The 15,159-nt window shown below is 67.3% G+C and carries 14 protein-coding genes; 7 read left to right on the forward strand and 7 right to left on the reverse strand.

Annotated features, from left to right (window positions below; genetic code table 11):
* The first annotated feature begins 125 nt into the window (after positions 1 to 125).
* The 5 genes from AC6CID_RS21755 to AC6CID_RS21775 all read left to right on the forward strand — a co-directional run bounded on the left by AC6CID_RS21755 (position 126) and on the right by AC6CID_RS21775 (position 2,669).
* Positions 126 to 1,226, forward strand: coding sequence for a cytochrome P450 (locus AC6CID_RS21755; RefSeq protein ID WP_498354467.1), 1,101 nt, complete (start codon positions 126 to 128; stop codon positions 1,224 to 1,226).
* A 50-nt stretch (positions 1,227 to 1,276) separates the two neighbouring features.
* On the forward strand, positions 1,277 to 1,444 hold the full coding sequence (locus AC6CID_RS21760) for a hypothetical protein (RefSeq protein WP_498354468.1): 168 nt from the start codon (positions 1,277 to 1,279) through the stop codon (positions 1,442 to 1,444).
* A gap of 58 nt (positions 1,445 to 1,502) precedes the next feature.
* Positions 1,503 to 1,979, forward strand: coding sequence for an SRPBCC family protein (locus AC6CID_RS21765; RefSeq protein WP_498354446.1), 477 nt, complete (start codon positions 1,503 to 1,505; stop codon positions 1,977 to 1,979).
* Positions 1,980 to 2,094: 115 nt separating this feature from the next.
* Complete coding sequence (locus AC6CID_RS21770) at positions 2,095 to 2,235, forward strand: hypothetical protein (RefSeq protein WP_006552001.1); 141 nt, start codon at positions 2,095 to 2,097, stop codon at positions 2,233 to 2,235.
* Positions 2,236 to 2,486: 251 nt separating this feature from the next.
* Entirely contained in the window at positions 2,487 to 2,669 is a 183-nt protein-coding gene (locus AC6CID_RS21775) for an aromatic-ring hydroxylase C-terminal domain-containing protein (RefSeq protein WP_498354447.1), read from the forward strand.
* A gap of 129 nt (positions 2,670 to 2,798) precedes the next feature.
* On the opposite strand, the gene AC6CID_RS21780 is transcribed toward AC6CID_RS21775, so the two are convergent.
* The 4 genes from AC6CID_RS21780 to AC6CID_RS21795 form a co-directional block, all read right to left on the reverse strand.
* A complete protein-coding gene (locus AC6CID_RS21780) occupies positions 2,799 to 4,286 on the reverse strand; it encodes an NAD-dependent succinate-semialdehyde dehydrogenase (protein WP_217579814.1) in 1,488 nt (495 codons plus the stop codon).
* Complete coding sequence (locus AC6CID_RS21785) at positions 4,283 to 7,291, reverse strand: FAD-binding and (Fe-S)-binding domain-containing protein (protein WP_498354448.1); 3,009 nt, start codon at positions 7,289 to 7,291, stop codon at positions 4,283 to 4,285. The genes AC6CID_RS21780 and AC6CID_RS21785 overlap by 4 nt, the downstream gene beginning before the upstream one ends.
* Positions 7,292 to 7,564: 273 nt before the next feature.
* On the reverse strand, positions 7,565 to 9,043 hold the full coding sequence (locus AC6CID_RS21790) for an aldehyde dehydrogenase family protein (protein ID WP_498354449.1): 1,479 nt from the start codon (positions 9,041 to 9,043) through the stop codon (positions 7,565 to 7,567).
* 400 nt (positions 9,044 to 9,443) lie between these two features.
* A complete protein-coding gene (locus AC6CID_RS21795) occupies positions 9,444 to 10,361 on the reverse strand; it encodes a LysR substrate-binding domain-containing protein (protein ID WP_064060972.1) in 918 nt (305 codons plus the stop codon).
* A gap of 87 nt (positions 10,362 to 10,448) precedes the next feature.
* Between AC6CID_RS21795 and mqo the strand changes: the two genes are divergently transcribed.
* Positions 10,449 to 11,954, forward strand: a complete 1,506-nt coding sequence (mqo, locus tag AC6CID_RS21800) for a malate dehydrogenase (quinone) (protein WP_006552008.1) — start codon at positions 10,449 to 10,451, stop codon at positions 11,952 to 11,954.
* Positions 11,955 to 11,963: 9 nt separating this feature from the next.
* Here the strand turns inward: mqo and AC6CID_RS21805 are convergent, their stop codons facing one another.
* On the reverse strand, positions 11,964 to 13,040 hold the full coding sequence (locus AC6CID_RS21805) for an alkene reductase (protein ID WP_064060974.1): 1,077 nt from the start codon (positions 13,038 to 13,040) through the stop codon (positions 11,964 to 11,966).
* 80 nt (positions 13,041 to 13,120) lie between these two features.
* Entirely contained in the window at positions 13,121 to 14,083 is a 963-nt protein-coding gene (locus AC6CID_RS21810) for a helix-turn-helix transcriptional regulator (protein ID WP_217579813.1), read from the reverse strand.
* Positions 14,084 to 14,183: 100 nt separating this feature from the next.
* Here AC6CID_RS21810 and AC6CID_RS21815 point away from each other — a divergent pair, with 100 nt between their 5' ends.
* A complete protein-coding gene (locus tag AC6CID_RS21815) occupies positions 14,184 to 14,732 on the forward strand; it encodes a DinB family protein (RefSeq protein ID WP_498354450.1) in 549 nt (182 codons plus the stop codon).
* A gap of 13 nt (positions 14,733 to 14,745) precedes the next feature.
* Here AC6CID_RS21815 and AC6CID_RS21820 read toward each other — a convergent pair whose 3' ends face one another.
* A complete protein-coding gene (locus AC6CID_RS21820) occupies positions 14,746 to 15,126 on the reverse strand; it encodes a helix-turn-helix domain-containing protein (protein ID WP_498354451.1) in 381 nt (126 codons plus the stop codon).
* Positions 15,127 to 15,159: the final 33 nt, after the last annotated feature.

The following is a 15,159-nucleotide window of genomic DNA, read 5'->3' on the forward strand; positions in this document are numbered from 1 at the left end:
CAAGGTTGCGGTTGCGCAATGACTCGGTAGTGGGTCTGGTGTGACCGTCCGAGGCGGACCACACTCGGAGAATGGCCAGGACAAGCGCACAGGCCCAGGATTTTCCGATTGCGCCCGACGTGCCGATGCATTTGATCGACCGCATCCGGGCACTCCGACATCTCGATACCGGTCCCGAGAAATTCCGTGATGCAGGCGGGCCGGTCACCCTCGTACATATCGGTCCTGCCCGGTGGGCGCCGACCTTCGCTATCGTCACCTCACCGCAGGGCGCCCACGATGTTCTCGGCGGTTTCGACGGTTCCTTCGACAAGGAAATGACCGTCCACGTCGAGGGACGGGTGTGGGTCGGCGACAATCTCTTCAATCTTCCTCACGATTCGTGGGTGCCGCACCGTCGTGCGTTGCAGCCTTTGTTCACCAAGAAGCACGTAGCGGTCTACGCCGACCGGATCGCCGAGGTCGCCGACACGATGGCGGCAGAGTGGAGCGAGGGCGGGTCGATCGATCTCGACACCGAAACCCGGCGACTCACCCTGCGTGTCCTTGGCCGGTCACTCTTCGGAACGGATCTCAGCGAGAAATCCGAAGCTGTCGGAGTTCCACTCGGACAGGTGGTGCAATTCGTGGGACGACGTGCCCTGCAACCGATACGAACCCCGACATGGCTGCCGACACGTGCCCGTCATCGTTTCCGTGTTTCGTTGGCTGTTGTCACCGAAACGCTCGACGAGGCGATGGACGCCGCGCGGAGCGGTGCTGGCAATGGCGCCGAATTGATCAAGCTGTTCTTCGAGCTCACTGATCCGGTCACTGGCAGAGCGTTCAGCGACGAGAAGATCCGTGACGAGTTGCTCGCGTTTCTCTTCGCGGGTCACGACACCACCGCGACCACTCTCGCCTACAGCTTGTGGCAGCTCGGCCGCAATCGCGAGATGCAGGAGCGGGTGGCGCGGGAGGCTGCAGCCATCGGAGACCGCCTGTTGCGCGCGAGCGATATCGGGGATCTGCCCTACACCGTCCAGATAGTCCATGAGTCACTGAGGATGTGTCCGCCCGCAGCGACGGCCGCGCGAATGGCAATGCGCGACGTGGAGGTCGACGGTCACCGTATCCCTGCCGGGACGAATACGATCGTCGGCACCTACGCGCTCCACCATGATCCGTCGCTCTGGGACGAGCCCGAGAAATTCGACCCGGATCGGTTCGCCCCGGGCGATCGGTAGACAGGTCGCGGTGGCAGTATCTGCCGTTCGGTGGTGGCCCACGCACCTGCATCGGAGATCACTTCGCCATGCTCGAAGCAATCCTGGGCCTCGCCAGTGTGGTGCGAAAACTCTGGGTGGAATCCCTTCACGACAATTTTCCGTTAAGGACGCCGTTCACCTTGGTCGCGGCCGGACCCGTGCCCGCGCGTGTGGGGACCAGAGCCGTCCCTGCGTAGTCGTCGGCGAGAGTAGGCAGGCCGGTGCGTCGCGCCGCACTGATCGGGACAGGGCAGGATGGTGGCCATGCAGACCCCACCTCTGACCTTCGAGTCCTCCGTCGTCGTTTCCGCCACCCCGGACGAGGTGTACGCCCTCGTCTCCGATGTCACCCGCACGGGTGAATGGTCGCCCGTCTGCGCGGAGTGCTGGTGGGACGAAGGGCAGGGCCCGGAGGTCGGGTCCTTCTTCACCGGCCGGAACGTCACCCCCGAACGCACCTGGGAGACCCGCTCGGAGGTCGTCGTCGCCTCCCCGGGCCGCGAATTCGCATGGTCGGTCGGCCCGGGCCTCGTGCGCTGGAGCTACGTCATCAAGCCCACCGACGCCGGCACGGAACTGACCGAGACCTGGGAGTTCACCGAAGCAGGGCAGAAATTATTCCACGAGAAGTTGGGGGCGGAGGCACCTGCCCGGATCGCCGCGCGGGAGCAGGCCGCCCGCAGCGGAATTCCGGCGACCCTGGACGCGATCAAGCGCATCATCGAGGGCTGACCCGGGACGCTCGTCGATCATCGTGGGATCGCCGGGCGCCTCCTTGCCGAGGGGCGAACGGTGAACACCGCGACCTTCGGGTGCACCAGGCTCGGTACGTGGTGGGCGCAGTGTCGTGCGCTGCGAGGCCGGGATCGGATTCGAGGGGTCGGCTGCGACACGTAGCAGCCTGATCGCCGAAGTGCGGGTCACCGAGGAACTCCCCACCGGCGGACTGGGTGTCGGCCTGGGCATCCAGAAGGCCGATTCGCGCTAGGAGGCCCTGCGCGATCTGATCGACGAGGTGCTCCGCGTCGACGATGCCGGCTCACCGATCGCGACGTTGATCTCCGGCCTCGACGTCGCCTACGACCTCGGTGAGAGACACCCGCTGCTGGGACGACGCATGCCGGATCTCGACGTCATTGCCGAGGAGAAGCCGGTTCGAGTGTTCGGGCTCGCCCACTTCTGCTGCAATCCGACGGTCCACCAATCGATTCCGGGCATCGTCCTGAATGCGTCGACCTCGTGTGGGCGCGTTACGACGCCGCTTGGGGATTGTCGTTGCTCGGTGAGGGGGACGCGCCGTCGGCTGTGCTCGTGCGCCCGTACGGGCACGTGGCATGGGTGGGGGGCTCGACGGACGGTCTCGACGCCGCGCTCGCGAAGTGGTGCGGCACTGCGGCCGGCCGACCAGGAACCGTTGCGTGAGCAGGTGATTCCTGACCTACGCGGGTAGACCGTACCGACCTTGCGCGCCGAACAGGGCTTCGCGCGCGTTGCAGTTGCGTCGAAACACGGTTCGGCGCGCAAGGATCGGCGGCGCAGTGAGACCATGCGTCACCGACGAGGAACAGCGACGTACTTGACCCCGAGGAACTCGTCGATACCGATGGTGCTTCCCTCACGTCCGAGACCCGATGCCTTGATGCCGCCGAACGGTGCCGCGGGGTTGGACACGATGCCGGTGTTCAGCCCGACCATGCCGACCTCGAGCGCTTCGCTGACACGGAAACTGCGGTCGACATCCTGGGTGAAGATGTATCCGGCCAGTCCCCAGGGCGTGTTGTTGGCGATCTCGACGACCTCGTCCTCGGTATCGAAGACGACGATGGGCGCGACCGGCCCGAAGATCTCCTCGCTCATCAACGCGGCGTCCTTCGACACGTCGGCGAGGACGGTGGGTGGGTAGAAGTAGCCGGGTCCCTCGGGCCGGCTGCCGCCACACACCACGCGCGCTCCACGTTCGACGGCATCGGCGACGAGACGTTCCACCTTCGTCAGAGCCTTCTCCTCGACCAGCGGACCGACTTGGGTGCCCTCGACCAGGCCGTCCCCGACGGCGAGGGCATCCATACGGGCAGCGAGCTTCTCGGTGAACCGATCGGCGACCGCGCGGTGCACGAAGATGCGGTTCGCGGCGGTGCAGGCCTCACCCATGTTGCGCATCTTCGCGGCGAGCGCGCCGTCGACGGCCCGGTCGAGATCGGCGTCCTCGAACACGATGAGCGGGGCATTTCCGCCCAGCTCCATCGAGCTGCGCATCACGTGCTGGGATGCCTGTTCGAGCAGCCGGATGCCCACCGCGGTCGAACCGGTGAAACTGATCTTGCGTGCAATACCGCTGGACATCCAGGTCGAGACGACCTCCCCGGGTGCGGTGGTGGGCACGACGTTCAGCACACCCTTGGGCACACCGGCCTCGACGAGCACGTCGACCAGGGCCAGCGAGGTCAACGGCGTCAGCTCCGAGGGTTTGAAGACGATGGTGCATCCGGCTGCGATGGCGGGTCCGATCTTGCGGGTACCCATGGCGAGCGGGAAGTTCCACGGCGTGACGAGGACGCACGGTCCCACCGGCTCCTTGGACACCAGGATGCGGGTCGCGCCGTCGCCGGTGCTGGTCACATCGCCGCCGATGCGGACGGCTTCCTCGGAGAACCACCGGAAGAACTCCGCGGCGTAGGCGACCTCGCCCTTCGCCTCGGCGAAGGGTTTGCCCATCTCGGTGGTCATGACGGTCGCGAACTCGTCCTGCCGCTCCAGGATGAGCTCGTAGGCCCGGCGAAGGATCACGCTGCGTTCGCGCGGAGCGGTCTTCGCCCAGTGCTTCTGCACGCGAGCACAGGTCTCGACGGCACGCCGGGCGTCGTCGGCGTTGCCGTTCGCGACGGTCGCGATGACCTCCTCGGTCGCCGGGGCGACGACCTCGAATCGTTCGCCGGTGGTCGACTCGACCCACTCACCGTCGATGAACAATTCTGTGCTGACGCGGGACGCTGCGTCGGAGACGCCCACCCGTGTCCCGACGATCGTTGCATCGGTCATGCGCTTTCCTCCTCGGAGATGGTGTTGTTCATCGACATTCGTGGCCCGGGGTCGAGAAGTTCTGCGAGATGTTGCCCCGGGGCGGACACGTCGATCTGCGCAACCTGCATCGCGCATGAGAAGCCGTCGGTGACCACCGCGGAGTCGTCGTCGGCCGCGCGCAGTGCCGGAGCGAGGGAGGTCTCGGCGACCTTCATGCTGATGTCGTGGTGTTGTTTCTCGAATCCGAAGTTTCCTGCCACGCCGCAGCATCCGACTGCGTCGCGGACGTCGTCGACTCCCGCTGCGGTCAGGATCCGGCGATGGCTTCCGGCGCCGAACACGGAGTACTCGTGGCAATGGGTCTGCAGCACTATCTCGTGTGGTAGCGGTTGTGCAGGGGCGGGTGTCCAGCCGTTGCGCACCATGGTGTCCAGATAGGACGCGAAGCTGTGGACCCGTGCGGCGACGCGACGCGCAGCCTCGGTGGGCACCAGCTCGGGCAGGTCCTTGCGCAGGGCGGCGGCGCAACTCGGCTCGACGACGACGATCGGCCGGTCGGTGCCGTCGTCCAGTGTGCGGGCGGCGTGGGAGAGCTTCTTCTTCGCGGTGTCGAGCTGGCCGGTGGAGATCCACGTCAGTCCGCAGCACGCGTCTGCGGAGCAGCTCATCACCCGCTGATCCGCCGAGGCGAGCACGCGGGCGGCGGCACCGGCGACCCCCGGCCGCAACCCGCGAGTGAAGGTGTCGACGAACAGCACCACCGGCGTCGAACCGGACCGGCCACGTAGTGCGTCGCGCACGGCCTTCTTCCAGGCCCGCCGGGAGGCGAAGGGCGGAAATACCCGGTCGGGGGAAATGCCGCCGAGTGCGGCGGCGCGCTTGGCGAGAGAAGTGCGCAGGACCGCGTTGACCAGCGGTGCTGCCAACCCCGTGAGGCGGAGCCAGCGTGGCAGCCACCCCAGCGAATAGTGCGACACCGGTCGTCGTGTGCTGTCGTAGTAGTGCGAGAAGAACTCGGATTTGTAGGTGGCCATGTCGACGCCGGCCGGGCAGTCGGTCGAGCAGGCCTTGCACGACAGGCACAGATCGAGTGCCTCACGCACTTCCTCGGATTTCCAGCCTTGCTCGATTGTGCGGGCGCCGCGCACCATCTCCTGCAGGACCCGGGCCCGGCCCCGAGTGGAGTCCTTCTCGTCGCGGGTCGCGCGGTAGCTCGGGCACATCACGCCACCGGAGTCGGCCCGGCATCGTCCGACGCCGATGCAGCCCTGGACGGCGTGCACCCACGGGGCGGGGGTGTGTTGCGGCCGCGCGCCGTCGGGACGGACCGCCTCGATCGGGTGCAGGTCGTAGTGGGTACGCCAGGTGCGTTCGGGAACGTCCGCCAACGCCAGATCGTCATCGATCCGCGCCGGGTCGGTCAGCGATCCCGGGTTCAGGATGCCTTGCGGGTCCCAGATCGTGCGGAAGGCGCGGAATGCGCTCATCATCCGCGCGGAGTACATCACCGGCAGCAGTTCCGAGCGGGCACGGCCGTCGCCGTGTTCTCCGGAGAGCGATCCGCCGTGACGGACCACCAGCCGCGCGGCCTCGTGCGTGAACTCGCGGAAGACCTGTCGGCCTTCCTCGGTGCGCAGGTCGTAGGTGATGCGGATGTGCATGCAGCCGGCGCCGAAGTGCCCGTACATCACGCCCTGCAGACCGTGCCGGTCGAGCAGTGCGCGGAAGTCCTGGAGGTAATCGGCGAGGTTCTCCGGCGCGACAGCGGAATCCTCCCAGCCCGGCCAGGATTCGCCGCCGGATGCCAGGCGGGAGGACAGTCCGGCGCCGTCCTCGCGCACCCGCCACAGGGAAGCACGCTCGGTGGTGTCGGCCGCGACGCGACCGTCGACGAGGCGGCCGTTCCGGCGAAGTGTGTCGAGCAGTGCGTCGGCGGCCGCGGCCACGGAGTCCGGGTCGTCACCGTCCAGATCGACGTAGAGCCAGGCGTTTCCCACCGGGAGTCCGAGGACGGAGTTCTCGCCCCGACGCAGCCGCATGGTCTCGACGATCGCCGCGTCGACACCCTCGACTGCCGCAGGCGAGAACTCCAGGATGGTTCCGATGTCGCGGGCCGCGTCGACGACATCGTCGTAGCCGAGGCAGACCAGCAACGCGCTGGACGGGCGGGGAACCAGCTCGACGCGGGCACCGACGATCACCGCGCAGGTTCCCTCGGATCCGACGAGCGCACGGGCGACGTCGAACCGCTTCTCCGGCAACAGATGATCGAGGTGGTAACCCGAGACCTGCCGTTGGATCCTCCCGAGTTCGGTGCGGAACTCGAACAGGTGCTCGCCTGCCAGCGCGGTGAGCTCGGCGTCGAGCTGCTGCGCGCGCGCCGCAGCGGCCGCGTCGTCGGGATCGGTGGCACGCAGACCTTGCTGCGCCGCGGTGAGCCGGAACCCGTCGGCGGTGACGAGGTCGATCTCGTGGACGTGATCGGACATGCGGCCGTAGCGCACCGAGTGGTTGCCGCAGGCGTCGTTGCCCAGCGCGCCACCGACCGTGGCCCGGTTCTTCGAGGAGGGATCGGGGGCGAAGGTCGTCCGGCCCGAGGACGCGTCCTCGGCCACCCGCGTGAGGGTCGCGAGCACGACGCCCGGTTCGACGTCGGCGACACCGGCCGTCTCGTCGATCTCGAGGATGCGGTTCATGTGCCGGGAGAAGTCGACGATCACACCGGGGCCGACGGCATTGCCCGCCATCGAGGTCCCGCCCCCTCGGCTGACCAACGGAATCCCGGTGTCGCCGCAGACGGTCACCACCGCCACGACGTCGTCCACCGACCGAGGAAAGACCACGGCCGAAGGTGGCACCCGGTAGTTGGAGGCGTCGTAAGAGTACTCGGCCCGTCGACGCGTGGAGGTGTCGACCGGGACGCCCAGTGTCCGGAGTCTGTCGGCGAGGACGCGAATCCGGACGTCCTCGTCCGTGCAGGAGACGCTGGGGCGCTGTCCTATGTTGAGCTGGTCGTCGTTCATCGCGTGCGCCGCGTCAGGATCGGGGACCGCAGAGAATATGGGCGCGTCGGTTCGGGAACTCCATCGGCCGCCTCCGGGTTTGTAGGATTGTCAACAATCCTGCCATGAACGGAGCCTACAAAGAGGAGGCAGCGAACGCAACGGCACGCCGGCCCGGGCGTTCTCACCGTCAACCGAGGAGGCTTCTGTGACAGCTTGCCGTCTGCACCCCGAGGCTGGACAGGGTGCAGACGGCAAAATGCTGTATCGGAGTCGGAGGGCGCTGCGGCGTGCCTAGACCAGCCGAGTCACGCCGATGGTGTGATCTGTGGTGAACTCCTCGATCGCCCACTCGCCGTTGAATCGTCCGACACCGGAGTTGCGTTCGCCACCGAATGCCACGTGTGCCTCGTCCTGAACGGTCATCTCGTTGATGAACGTCATGCCCGCCTCGACCCGATGCGCGAATTGCAGTCCCCGGTCGATGTTCTGCGTGAAGACCGCGCTGGACAGACCGAATTCGTGGTCGTTGGCCAGTTCGAGGGCGTGTGCTTCGTCATCGGCGCGTAGGACCGCGACCATCGGGCCGAAGATCTCCTCGCGGGCGATCTCCATACCGGACGTGACGTCGACGAACACGTGCGGAGGCACGACCCGGCCGTCGATCTCCCCACCGAGCGCAACGCGTGCTCCGGCGTCCCGGGCCTGCTCGATCTTCTCCTCGAGGCCCTTCAACTGCGAATCGTTGATGACGGGCCCGACCAAAGTGCCGTCTGCGGACGGATCGCCGTAGGACACGGCCTGCGCGGCTCGGGTGAACCGACCGAGGAAATCGTCGTACACCGGCGCCTGCACGATGATGCGATTCACGGCCATGCAGATCTGTCCGGAATGCAGGAACGACCCGGTCACCGCTGCCTCGACGGCCGCGTCGAGATCGGCGTCGTCGAGGACCACCAGGGGTGCGTTGCCGCCCAATTCGAGTGCCACCTTCTTGAGGTGCTTACCGCCGGTGGCGACCGCACCGACCTGCTTGCCGACCGGTGTCGAGCCGGTGAAGGAGATCAACCGCGGGACGGGATGCTCGACGAAGGCATCGCCGATCTCAGAACCGGAGCCGATCACCACCGACAACACTCCCGCCGGGAGGCCTGCTTCCTCGAAGATCCGCGCGATCAACAGGCCGCCGGTCACCGGAGTGTCCGAGGCCGGCTTGATCACCGCGGCATTGCCCAACGCCAACGCCGGTGCCACCGATCGCTGCGACAGGTGCAGCGGGAAATTCCACGGGCTGATCACCCCGACCACTCCGATGGGCTTTCGGTACACCCGCATCTCACGGTTCGGGGTGTTCGAATCGAAGATCGATCCGTGGACCCGGGACGGGAACGACGCCGCCTCCTGCGTGATGCCGATGGCCAGGGAGACCTCGGTATCGGCCTTGATCCGCGTCGAGCCGGACTCGGCGACCAGCCAGTCGATGATCTCGGCTCGGCGCTGCTCGAGGATCTGTGCGGCGCGACGCAGGACCGTGGCGCGCTCGGCGGGAGCGGTCGCGGCCCACTCGGTCTGTGCTGCCCGGGCAGCGGTGTAGGCGGCGTCGACGTCTTGGGCGGAAGCGAGGCGGATCGTGGCGACCACGCTGTCGTCGAACGGGTTGGTGTCGGTCAGGACGCGGTCGGAGCGTCCCTCGCGCCACTGCCCATCGATGAACTGGGAGGCGACCGGTTGCCCGGCGAACGTGGCACTGGAACCGAGATCTGTTGCTGTCATGGAGAACTCCTCGACGGTAGGTAGGTCAGAGAAAGGCGACGACGGGCTCGGGGGTCGATGTGTCTGCCGAATCGTCGAATGTGGTGTCGATCTGCCCGAGCGGATCGGTCTTCACCGGCCGACCGAACGGGAACCGCCCCAGCATCGGCCGGAGCACGTCGCAGATCGTTACCGGCTCCTGCCCGGATGGCGCAGATCGAACATGTTCTCACAGTGCGCCGCCTTGCTGGTGGTAGGCAGCGGCGTCGGGTACCACTGTTTGCGGGCGATCGCATCTGTGTGGCATACCCCGCCGGCGACCATTCGAACCCGGACTTGCGCCTTGTCGGGACCGGCGACGCAGGAGATGGCGCACGGCTCGCGAAGCTGTGCGCCATGTCTTGCGTTCGATGGACGATACCTACGAATCGAGCCGGCGACCGTCGAATCTATCGGCGTGCCCGGCGATGTGAGCGTGCAGTCGCGCGACCGCCGGGGACGGCGTCCTCGTCCCGGTCGTCAATCCGATGGTGCGATTCGCGATTCCGGCGACCGGCACGGTCACGATTCCGGGCACAGGCGTTTCCGAGCGAGGCAGCAGTGCGACACCGAGGCCCTGGGCGACCAGTGCCCGGATCGTTTCGAACTCGCTGATCTCGAACGCGATGTATGGTTCGAATCCTGCTTCTTCGCAAGCTGATTCGAGTTCTCTGCGGATGTGATAGTCGGGTGGGCTGGCGATGAAGTGATCGTCCGCGAGATCGCGCAGGTCGAGGCGGGCACGGCCGGCGAGTCGATGGCTGCTCGGGAGGTGGAGCAACAGTCGCTGTTGCGCGAGCACGGTGACCGGCAGATCCTCCGGTGGAGGGATGATGACGGCGAGATCGAGCCGGCCGTCGCGAACCATCTCCGCGAGCTCTTCACCGTGTGCCTGGACCAGATGCAACCGGACGCCGGGGGCCAGTCGGTGGAACTCGGCCAGCAACGACGGGATGCTCACCGGCCCGAGGGTGAGCGGGAACCCGAAGCGGACGAGGCCGTGGTCGGGATCGGCGTGCTCACGCACCGTGGTGATCGCACCGTCGAGTTCGCGGACCAGATGCCGGGTGCGTTCGTGCAACTCCCTCCCGGCAGTCGTCAGCACGACCCCTCGCCCGGACTGCTGGAACAACGTCACACCCACTGCCTTCTCGAGTGCCCGGATGCGGCGACTGACGGAAGACTGGGGAACGTCGAGCAGATCCGCCGCGCGCGTGATGTGACCTTCGCGCGCCGCGGCGTCGAAGGCGACGAGCAGCGGGGCGACCATTGCGGTCTCGGGCGTCACATACCAATCCATATCTGCATGGTACTGCCTGCAAGATCTCATTGGCCGGATGAATCGGAAGGGGGCACGCTGAAGGTCGACAACGGCGAAAGCAGGTGAATGATGGTGGATCGGAGGCATTCTGCCGACGGAGCACAGTACGGCGACCAGGAGTACGACGCCGTCCTGATCGGCGGCGGCATCATGTCGGCAACACTGGGTGCACTGCTGACACGGCTCGAACCCGATCGGTCGATCCTCGTCCTGGAACGACTCGACGAGGTCGCGGCCGAGAGCAGCGCCCCATGGAACAACGCGGGCACCGGCCACGCAGGTCTGTGCGAACTGAACTACATGCCCGATCCCGCGGATTCGACCCGGGCCGAGGAGATCGGCGGACAGTTCCGGATCTCACGGCAGTTCTGGCAGTCCCTCGACGACCCGGGCGAGGCGACGTTCGTGAACGTGACACCGCATATGAACGTCGTCTTCGGCGAACGCGATGTGGACTATCTGCGACAGCGGCACGCCACCCTGCAACGCTCGCCGCTGTTCTCGGCCATGGAGTACAGCGAGGACCCCGACGCGATCGCGCGGTGGGCACCGCTGGTGATGACCGGTCGCTCGGGCTCCGAACCGGTCGCCGCCACGCGCTACGAGGCGGGCACCGACGTCGACTTCGGTGCCCTGACACACCGACTGCTGTCGGACGCGCGTCGTCGTGGCGTCGAGCTTCGTACCGGACACGAGGTCACACGACTGCGCCGCGCCGCCAACGGGCGGTGGACCGTCTCCGGGCACACGAAGACGGGACGGTTCTCGGTCCGATCCCGGTTCGTGTTCGTCGGCGCCGGCGGGTACGCCCTGAAACTCTTGCAGAAGGCCAGGATCCCGGAGGTGCGAGGTTTCGCCGTCTTTCCCATCGGCGCGCAGTTCCTGCGCACCGGCGAGCCCGACGTGGTGTCCCAGCATGCAGCGAAGGTCTATAGCCAGGCCGACGTGGGAGCACCACCGATGTCGGTGCCGCATCTCGACAAGCGGGTCGTCGACGGCCGCGAGTGGTTGATGTTCGGGCCGTACGCCACGTTCAGCACGAGATTGCTCACACGCGGCCGGCTCACCGATCTGTTCACCACCCTGCGCCTGCACAACATCGCCCCGTTGGTGGCGGTGGGCCTGCAGAATCTGTCGCTGGTGCGCTATCTCGTCGGCCAGCTGCTCGCGTCCCGCGCGCGGAAGTTCCGGCAGCTGCAGCGATTCTGTCCCGAGGCGCGGGAGTCCGACTGGGAGTTGATCGACGCGGGGCAACGAGCTCAGCTCGTCAAACCCGATCGTCGCAGGGTCGGGGTCCTGACCTTCGGCACCGAGGTCGTGGCGAGCGCGGACGGCAGCATCGCCGGGTTGCTCGGGGCGTCGCCCGGCGCTTCGATCGCTCCGTCGGCGATGGTCGAGCTGCTGAGCACGTGTTTCCCGGATGATGTGGCGCGCTGGCGGCCGGTGCTCGAACGGATGATGCCCGACCTGTCTCGGGAGACCGAAACGACCTCGCGCGCCGAACCGAGGCTCGCCCGCGCTACAGCAGCGGCGAGAAACGGTTCGGCGCGCAAGGATCCGAGCGCCTCGTAGGGCTTACGCTCAGACGGTCTGCAGGAACGGGTAGTCGGTGTACCCCTCGGCTCCGGATGCATAGAACAGCTCCGGACGCGGTGCGTTCTCCGGATGCCCGTCCCGCCAGCGCTCGGCCAGGTCGGGATTGGCGATCAGCGCGCGGCCGACGGCCACGGCGTCTGCGTGCGAATCGTCGATCAGCTGCACGGCCTCGTCACGCGTGGTCGGCGAGCCGAAACCGCTGTTGGCGATCACCTTGCCGCCGAAACGCTTCCGGAGCTCCTGCGCCAGATCTCCGGTCGGCTCCTTGTGCAGGACCGACAGATACGCCAGGCCCAGGGGCTGCAGGGCGTCGACCAGAGAGCCGTAGACAGCACGCACATCGTCGCGATCGGTCTCGACTGCGTCCTGGATGTTGTGCTCGGGAGAGATCCGCAACCCGACACGTCCGGCGCCGACTGCCGCCGACACGGCCTTCACGACTTCGACGACGAGGCGGATCCGGTTCTCCACCGAACCGCCGTACTCGTCGTCCCGCACATTCGATGCAGGGGAGAGGAATTCGTGCAACAGGTAGCCGTTGGCGCTGTGGACCTCGACGCCGTCGAATCCGGCATCGATCGCGCGGCGAGCCGAGGCGACGAAATCATCGACGACGGACGGGATCTCGTCGATGGTCAGCGCGTGCGGCGTAGGGTAGGGCTGCTTGCCCTGCTCGGTGTGCACCTGGCCGTCGATGGCGATCGCGCTCGGCCCGACGACACGCCGGCCACCGTTGACGTCGGGATGCGTGACGCGGCCGCCGTGCATCAACTGCAGCACGACGCGTCCGTCGCGCTCGTGCACGGCATCGGCGACGCGACGCCAGCCGGCGACCTGCTCGTCGGTGACGATGCCGGGCTGACCGACGAAGGCCTGCGATTCGAAGTTCACATAGGTTCCCTCGGTGATGATCAGGCCGGCACTCGCCCGCTGACGGTAGTGCTCGACGATCAGGTCTCCGGGTACACCGGCCGAACCACCACGCAGGCGGGTCAGCGGGGCCATGACGATGCGGTTCGCGAGTTCGAGGTCTCCGAGGGCTACGGGTGTGAACAGATCCATGGGTGGCGCAACCACCCCACCCCCGACGGCATTCCGATCCCCGGCCGGTTGTGGGATGTGTCATAGCGCCGGATGGATGGTCACTTCGAGTGTTCGTCGGCGGTGACCAGCCGATTCGACCAGTTCTCCAGGTACTCGACGAACTCCGGTGGCGACGCGCCGAGCAGCCGCCCACCGGACATACCCACGGCGAATACCGCCCAGTCCATGCTGTCGGCGTCCACCTCGATCCGGCACCGTTCGGAGTCGATCGCGATCACCTCGGCCCACTGACCGATCCGGCGGCGCACCTCGTGCTCCGACGCCTCCAGTTCGGCGCTGACCTTCACCTGGGAGCGGCTGCGGATGCCGCGTTCGACGAAGGCCGCGGCGTCGCCGCCGGGCAGCTCGCGTTGTCGGAAACGCATCCCGGTGGCCGTGGTCTCGGCCATGCGGTCGAGCCGGAAGCTGCGCCAGTCACCGCGGTCGAGGTCGTAGCCGACGAGATACCAGCGTCGCCCGAGGGAGACGAGCTGCCGGGGTTCGACGCGCCGGCCCGTCGCGGTGCCATCGGCGGCGGTGTACTCGAAGACGATGCGTTCGTCGTCGCGGCAGGCGCGCGCGACGGTGACGAGTTGCTGCGAATCGGTCGCGCGGGTCGCCCAGGGGATATCGGCGGAGACCGTCGCCCCATCGATCGCCTCCACCTGGCGTCGCAGTCGCGGCGGCATCACCTGGATGACCTTGGCCAGCGCGCGCACGGAGATCTCGGCGATCCCGGTGATCGAGGTCTGGGCCGCGGTGAGGAGGCCGACCGCGAGCGCGACCGCTTCGTCGTCGTCGAGAGCCAGTGGTGGCAACGACGCGCCCGGCGCGAGCTGATACCCACCGCCGACCCCGCGATCGGACCGCACCGGATATCCGAGATCGCGGAGCCGTTCGATGTCGCGGCGCAGGGTGCGCAACGAGACGCCCATCCGGTCGGCGAGTTCGGCGCCGAGCCAGTAGCGGTGGGTCTGCAACAGCGATAGAAGCCGCAGGATGCGGGAGCTCGTGTCGGACATGACCTCATTCTTCCGCACCTGCCGACCTATAAGTGACAGGAACTGGCACCAATGGCTCGTAGCGTAGATCTTGCCGGATCACGACGACGAGGAGCACCCGATGACCGAGAGCACCACCACCCGGAACGCCACCCCGACCCTCGACCAGGAACGCCGGGATATGCTGTCGAGCCTCGCCCACGCTCGGCACTTCCTGCGGTTCACGGCCCGCGATCTCACCACCGAACAGGCGTCGCAGCGAACGACGGTGAGCAACTTGACGATCGGTGGTCTCATCAAGCACGTCACCGAGGTCGAGCGGGGTTGGGCGGATTTCCTCGTGGTCGGAGCCGACTACATGGAGAAGGATTTCACCGAGTGGACCGAAGAGGATTTCGCCGAACGCGACAAGGACTTCCAGCTGCAGCCCGGTGAGACCCTCGAAGGTGCGCTGCGCGCTTACGACGAGGTGGCGGCCCGAACCGACGAGTTGGTGCGCACGCTGCCGTCGCTGGACGTCGTCCACGAACTCCCCAAGGCCCCCTGGAACATCGAGGACGCCTGGTCGGTGCGTCGCGCGCTGCTGCACATCGTCGCCGAGACGACGCAGCACGCCGGCCACGCCGACATCATCCGCGAGTCCCTCGACGGATCGAAGTCGATGGGATGAACCGGAGGTCGCGCTAGCGCCGGCCAGTGTCGCGCATCAACTCGGCGAGCTCCGTGCGGTCGGAGACGTCGAGTTCGGTGCACGCCCGGTAGATGTGCCCCTCGACGGTGCCGACCGGCACCACGAGCCGGTCGGCGATCTGCCGGTTGGACAGCCCGGCGGTGACCATTGCGGCGAACTCCCGTTCCCGGCTGGTCAGGGGGAGTGGGCGGGCCGCTTCGTCCAGCGCAGGCGACGAGGCGTGATCGCATCGCGCAGCCAGTGCCGCGGCCGCGGCGGCGGCTTCGACGGACCGTTGGGTGTCGGCGTGGTCGCGGTACGTGATCGGGGCCAGGGCGTGGGCATCGGCCGCGTCGGCGAGTGCCCCCAGCGCCTCGAAGGTCTCCGCGGCCACGGTCAGTCCCCGGCCGTCCGCCTCCGCGGAAGC

The sequence above is a fragment of the Rhodococcus sp. GQ147 genome (assembly GCF_059759155.1).

Excerpts from the sequence above, each read along its gene's own strand:
- AC6CID_RS21755 (WP_498354467.1), top strand. The coding sequence starts at position 126 with ATGCATTTGATCGACCGCATCCGGGCACTCCGACATCTCGATACCGGT.
- AC6CID_RS21765 (WP_498354446.1), top strand. The coding sequence starts at position 1,503 with ATGGTGGCCATGCAGACCCCACCTCTGACCTTCGAGTCCTCCGTCGTC.
- AC6CID_RS21780 (WP_217579814.1), bottom strand. The coding sequence starts at position 4,286 with ATGACCGATGCAACGATCGTCGGGACACGGGTGGGCGTCTCCGACGCA.
- AC6CID_RS21785 (WP_498354448.1), bottom strand. The coding sequence starts at position 7,291 with ATGAACGACGACCAGCTCAACATAGGACAGCGCCCCAGCGTCTCCTGC.
- AC6CID_RS21790 (WP_498354449.1), bottom strand. The coding sequence starts at position 9,043 with ATGACAGCAACAGATCTCGGTTCCAGTGCCACGTTCGCCGGGCAACCG.
- AC6CID_RS21795 (WP_064060972.1), bottom strand. The coding sequence starts at position 10,361 with ATGGATTGGTATGTGACGCCCGAGACCGCAATGGTCGCCCCGCTGCTC.
- mqo (WP_006552008.1), top strand. The coding sequence starts at position 10,449 with ATGATGGTGGATCGGAGGCATTCTGCCGACGGAGCACAGTACGGCGAC.
- AC6CID_RS21805 (WP_064060974.1), bottom strand. The coding sequence starts at position 13,040 with ATGGATCTGTTCACACCCGTAGCCCTCGGAGACCTCGAACTCGCGAAC.
- AC6CID_RS21810 (WP_217579813.1), bottom strand. The coding sequence starts at position 14,083 with ATGTCCGACACGAGCTCCCGCATCCTGCGGCTTCTATCGCTGTTGCAG.
- AC6CID_RS21815 (WP_498354450.1), top strand. The coding sequence starts at position 14,184 with ATGACCGAGAGCACCACCACCCGGAACGCCACCCCGACCCTCGACCAG.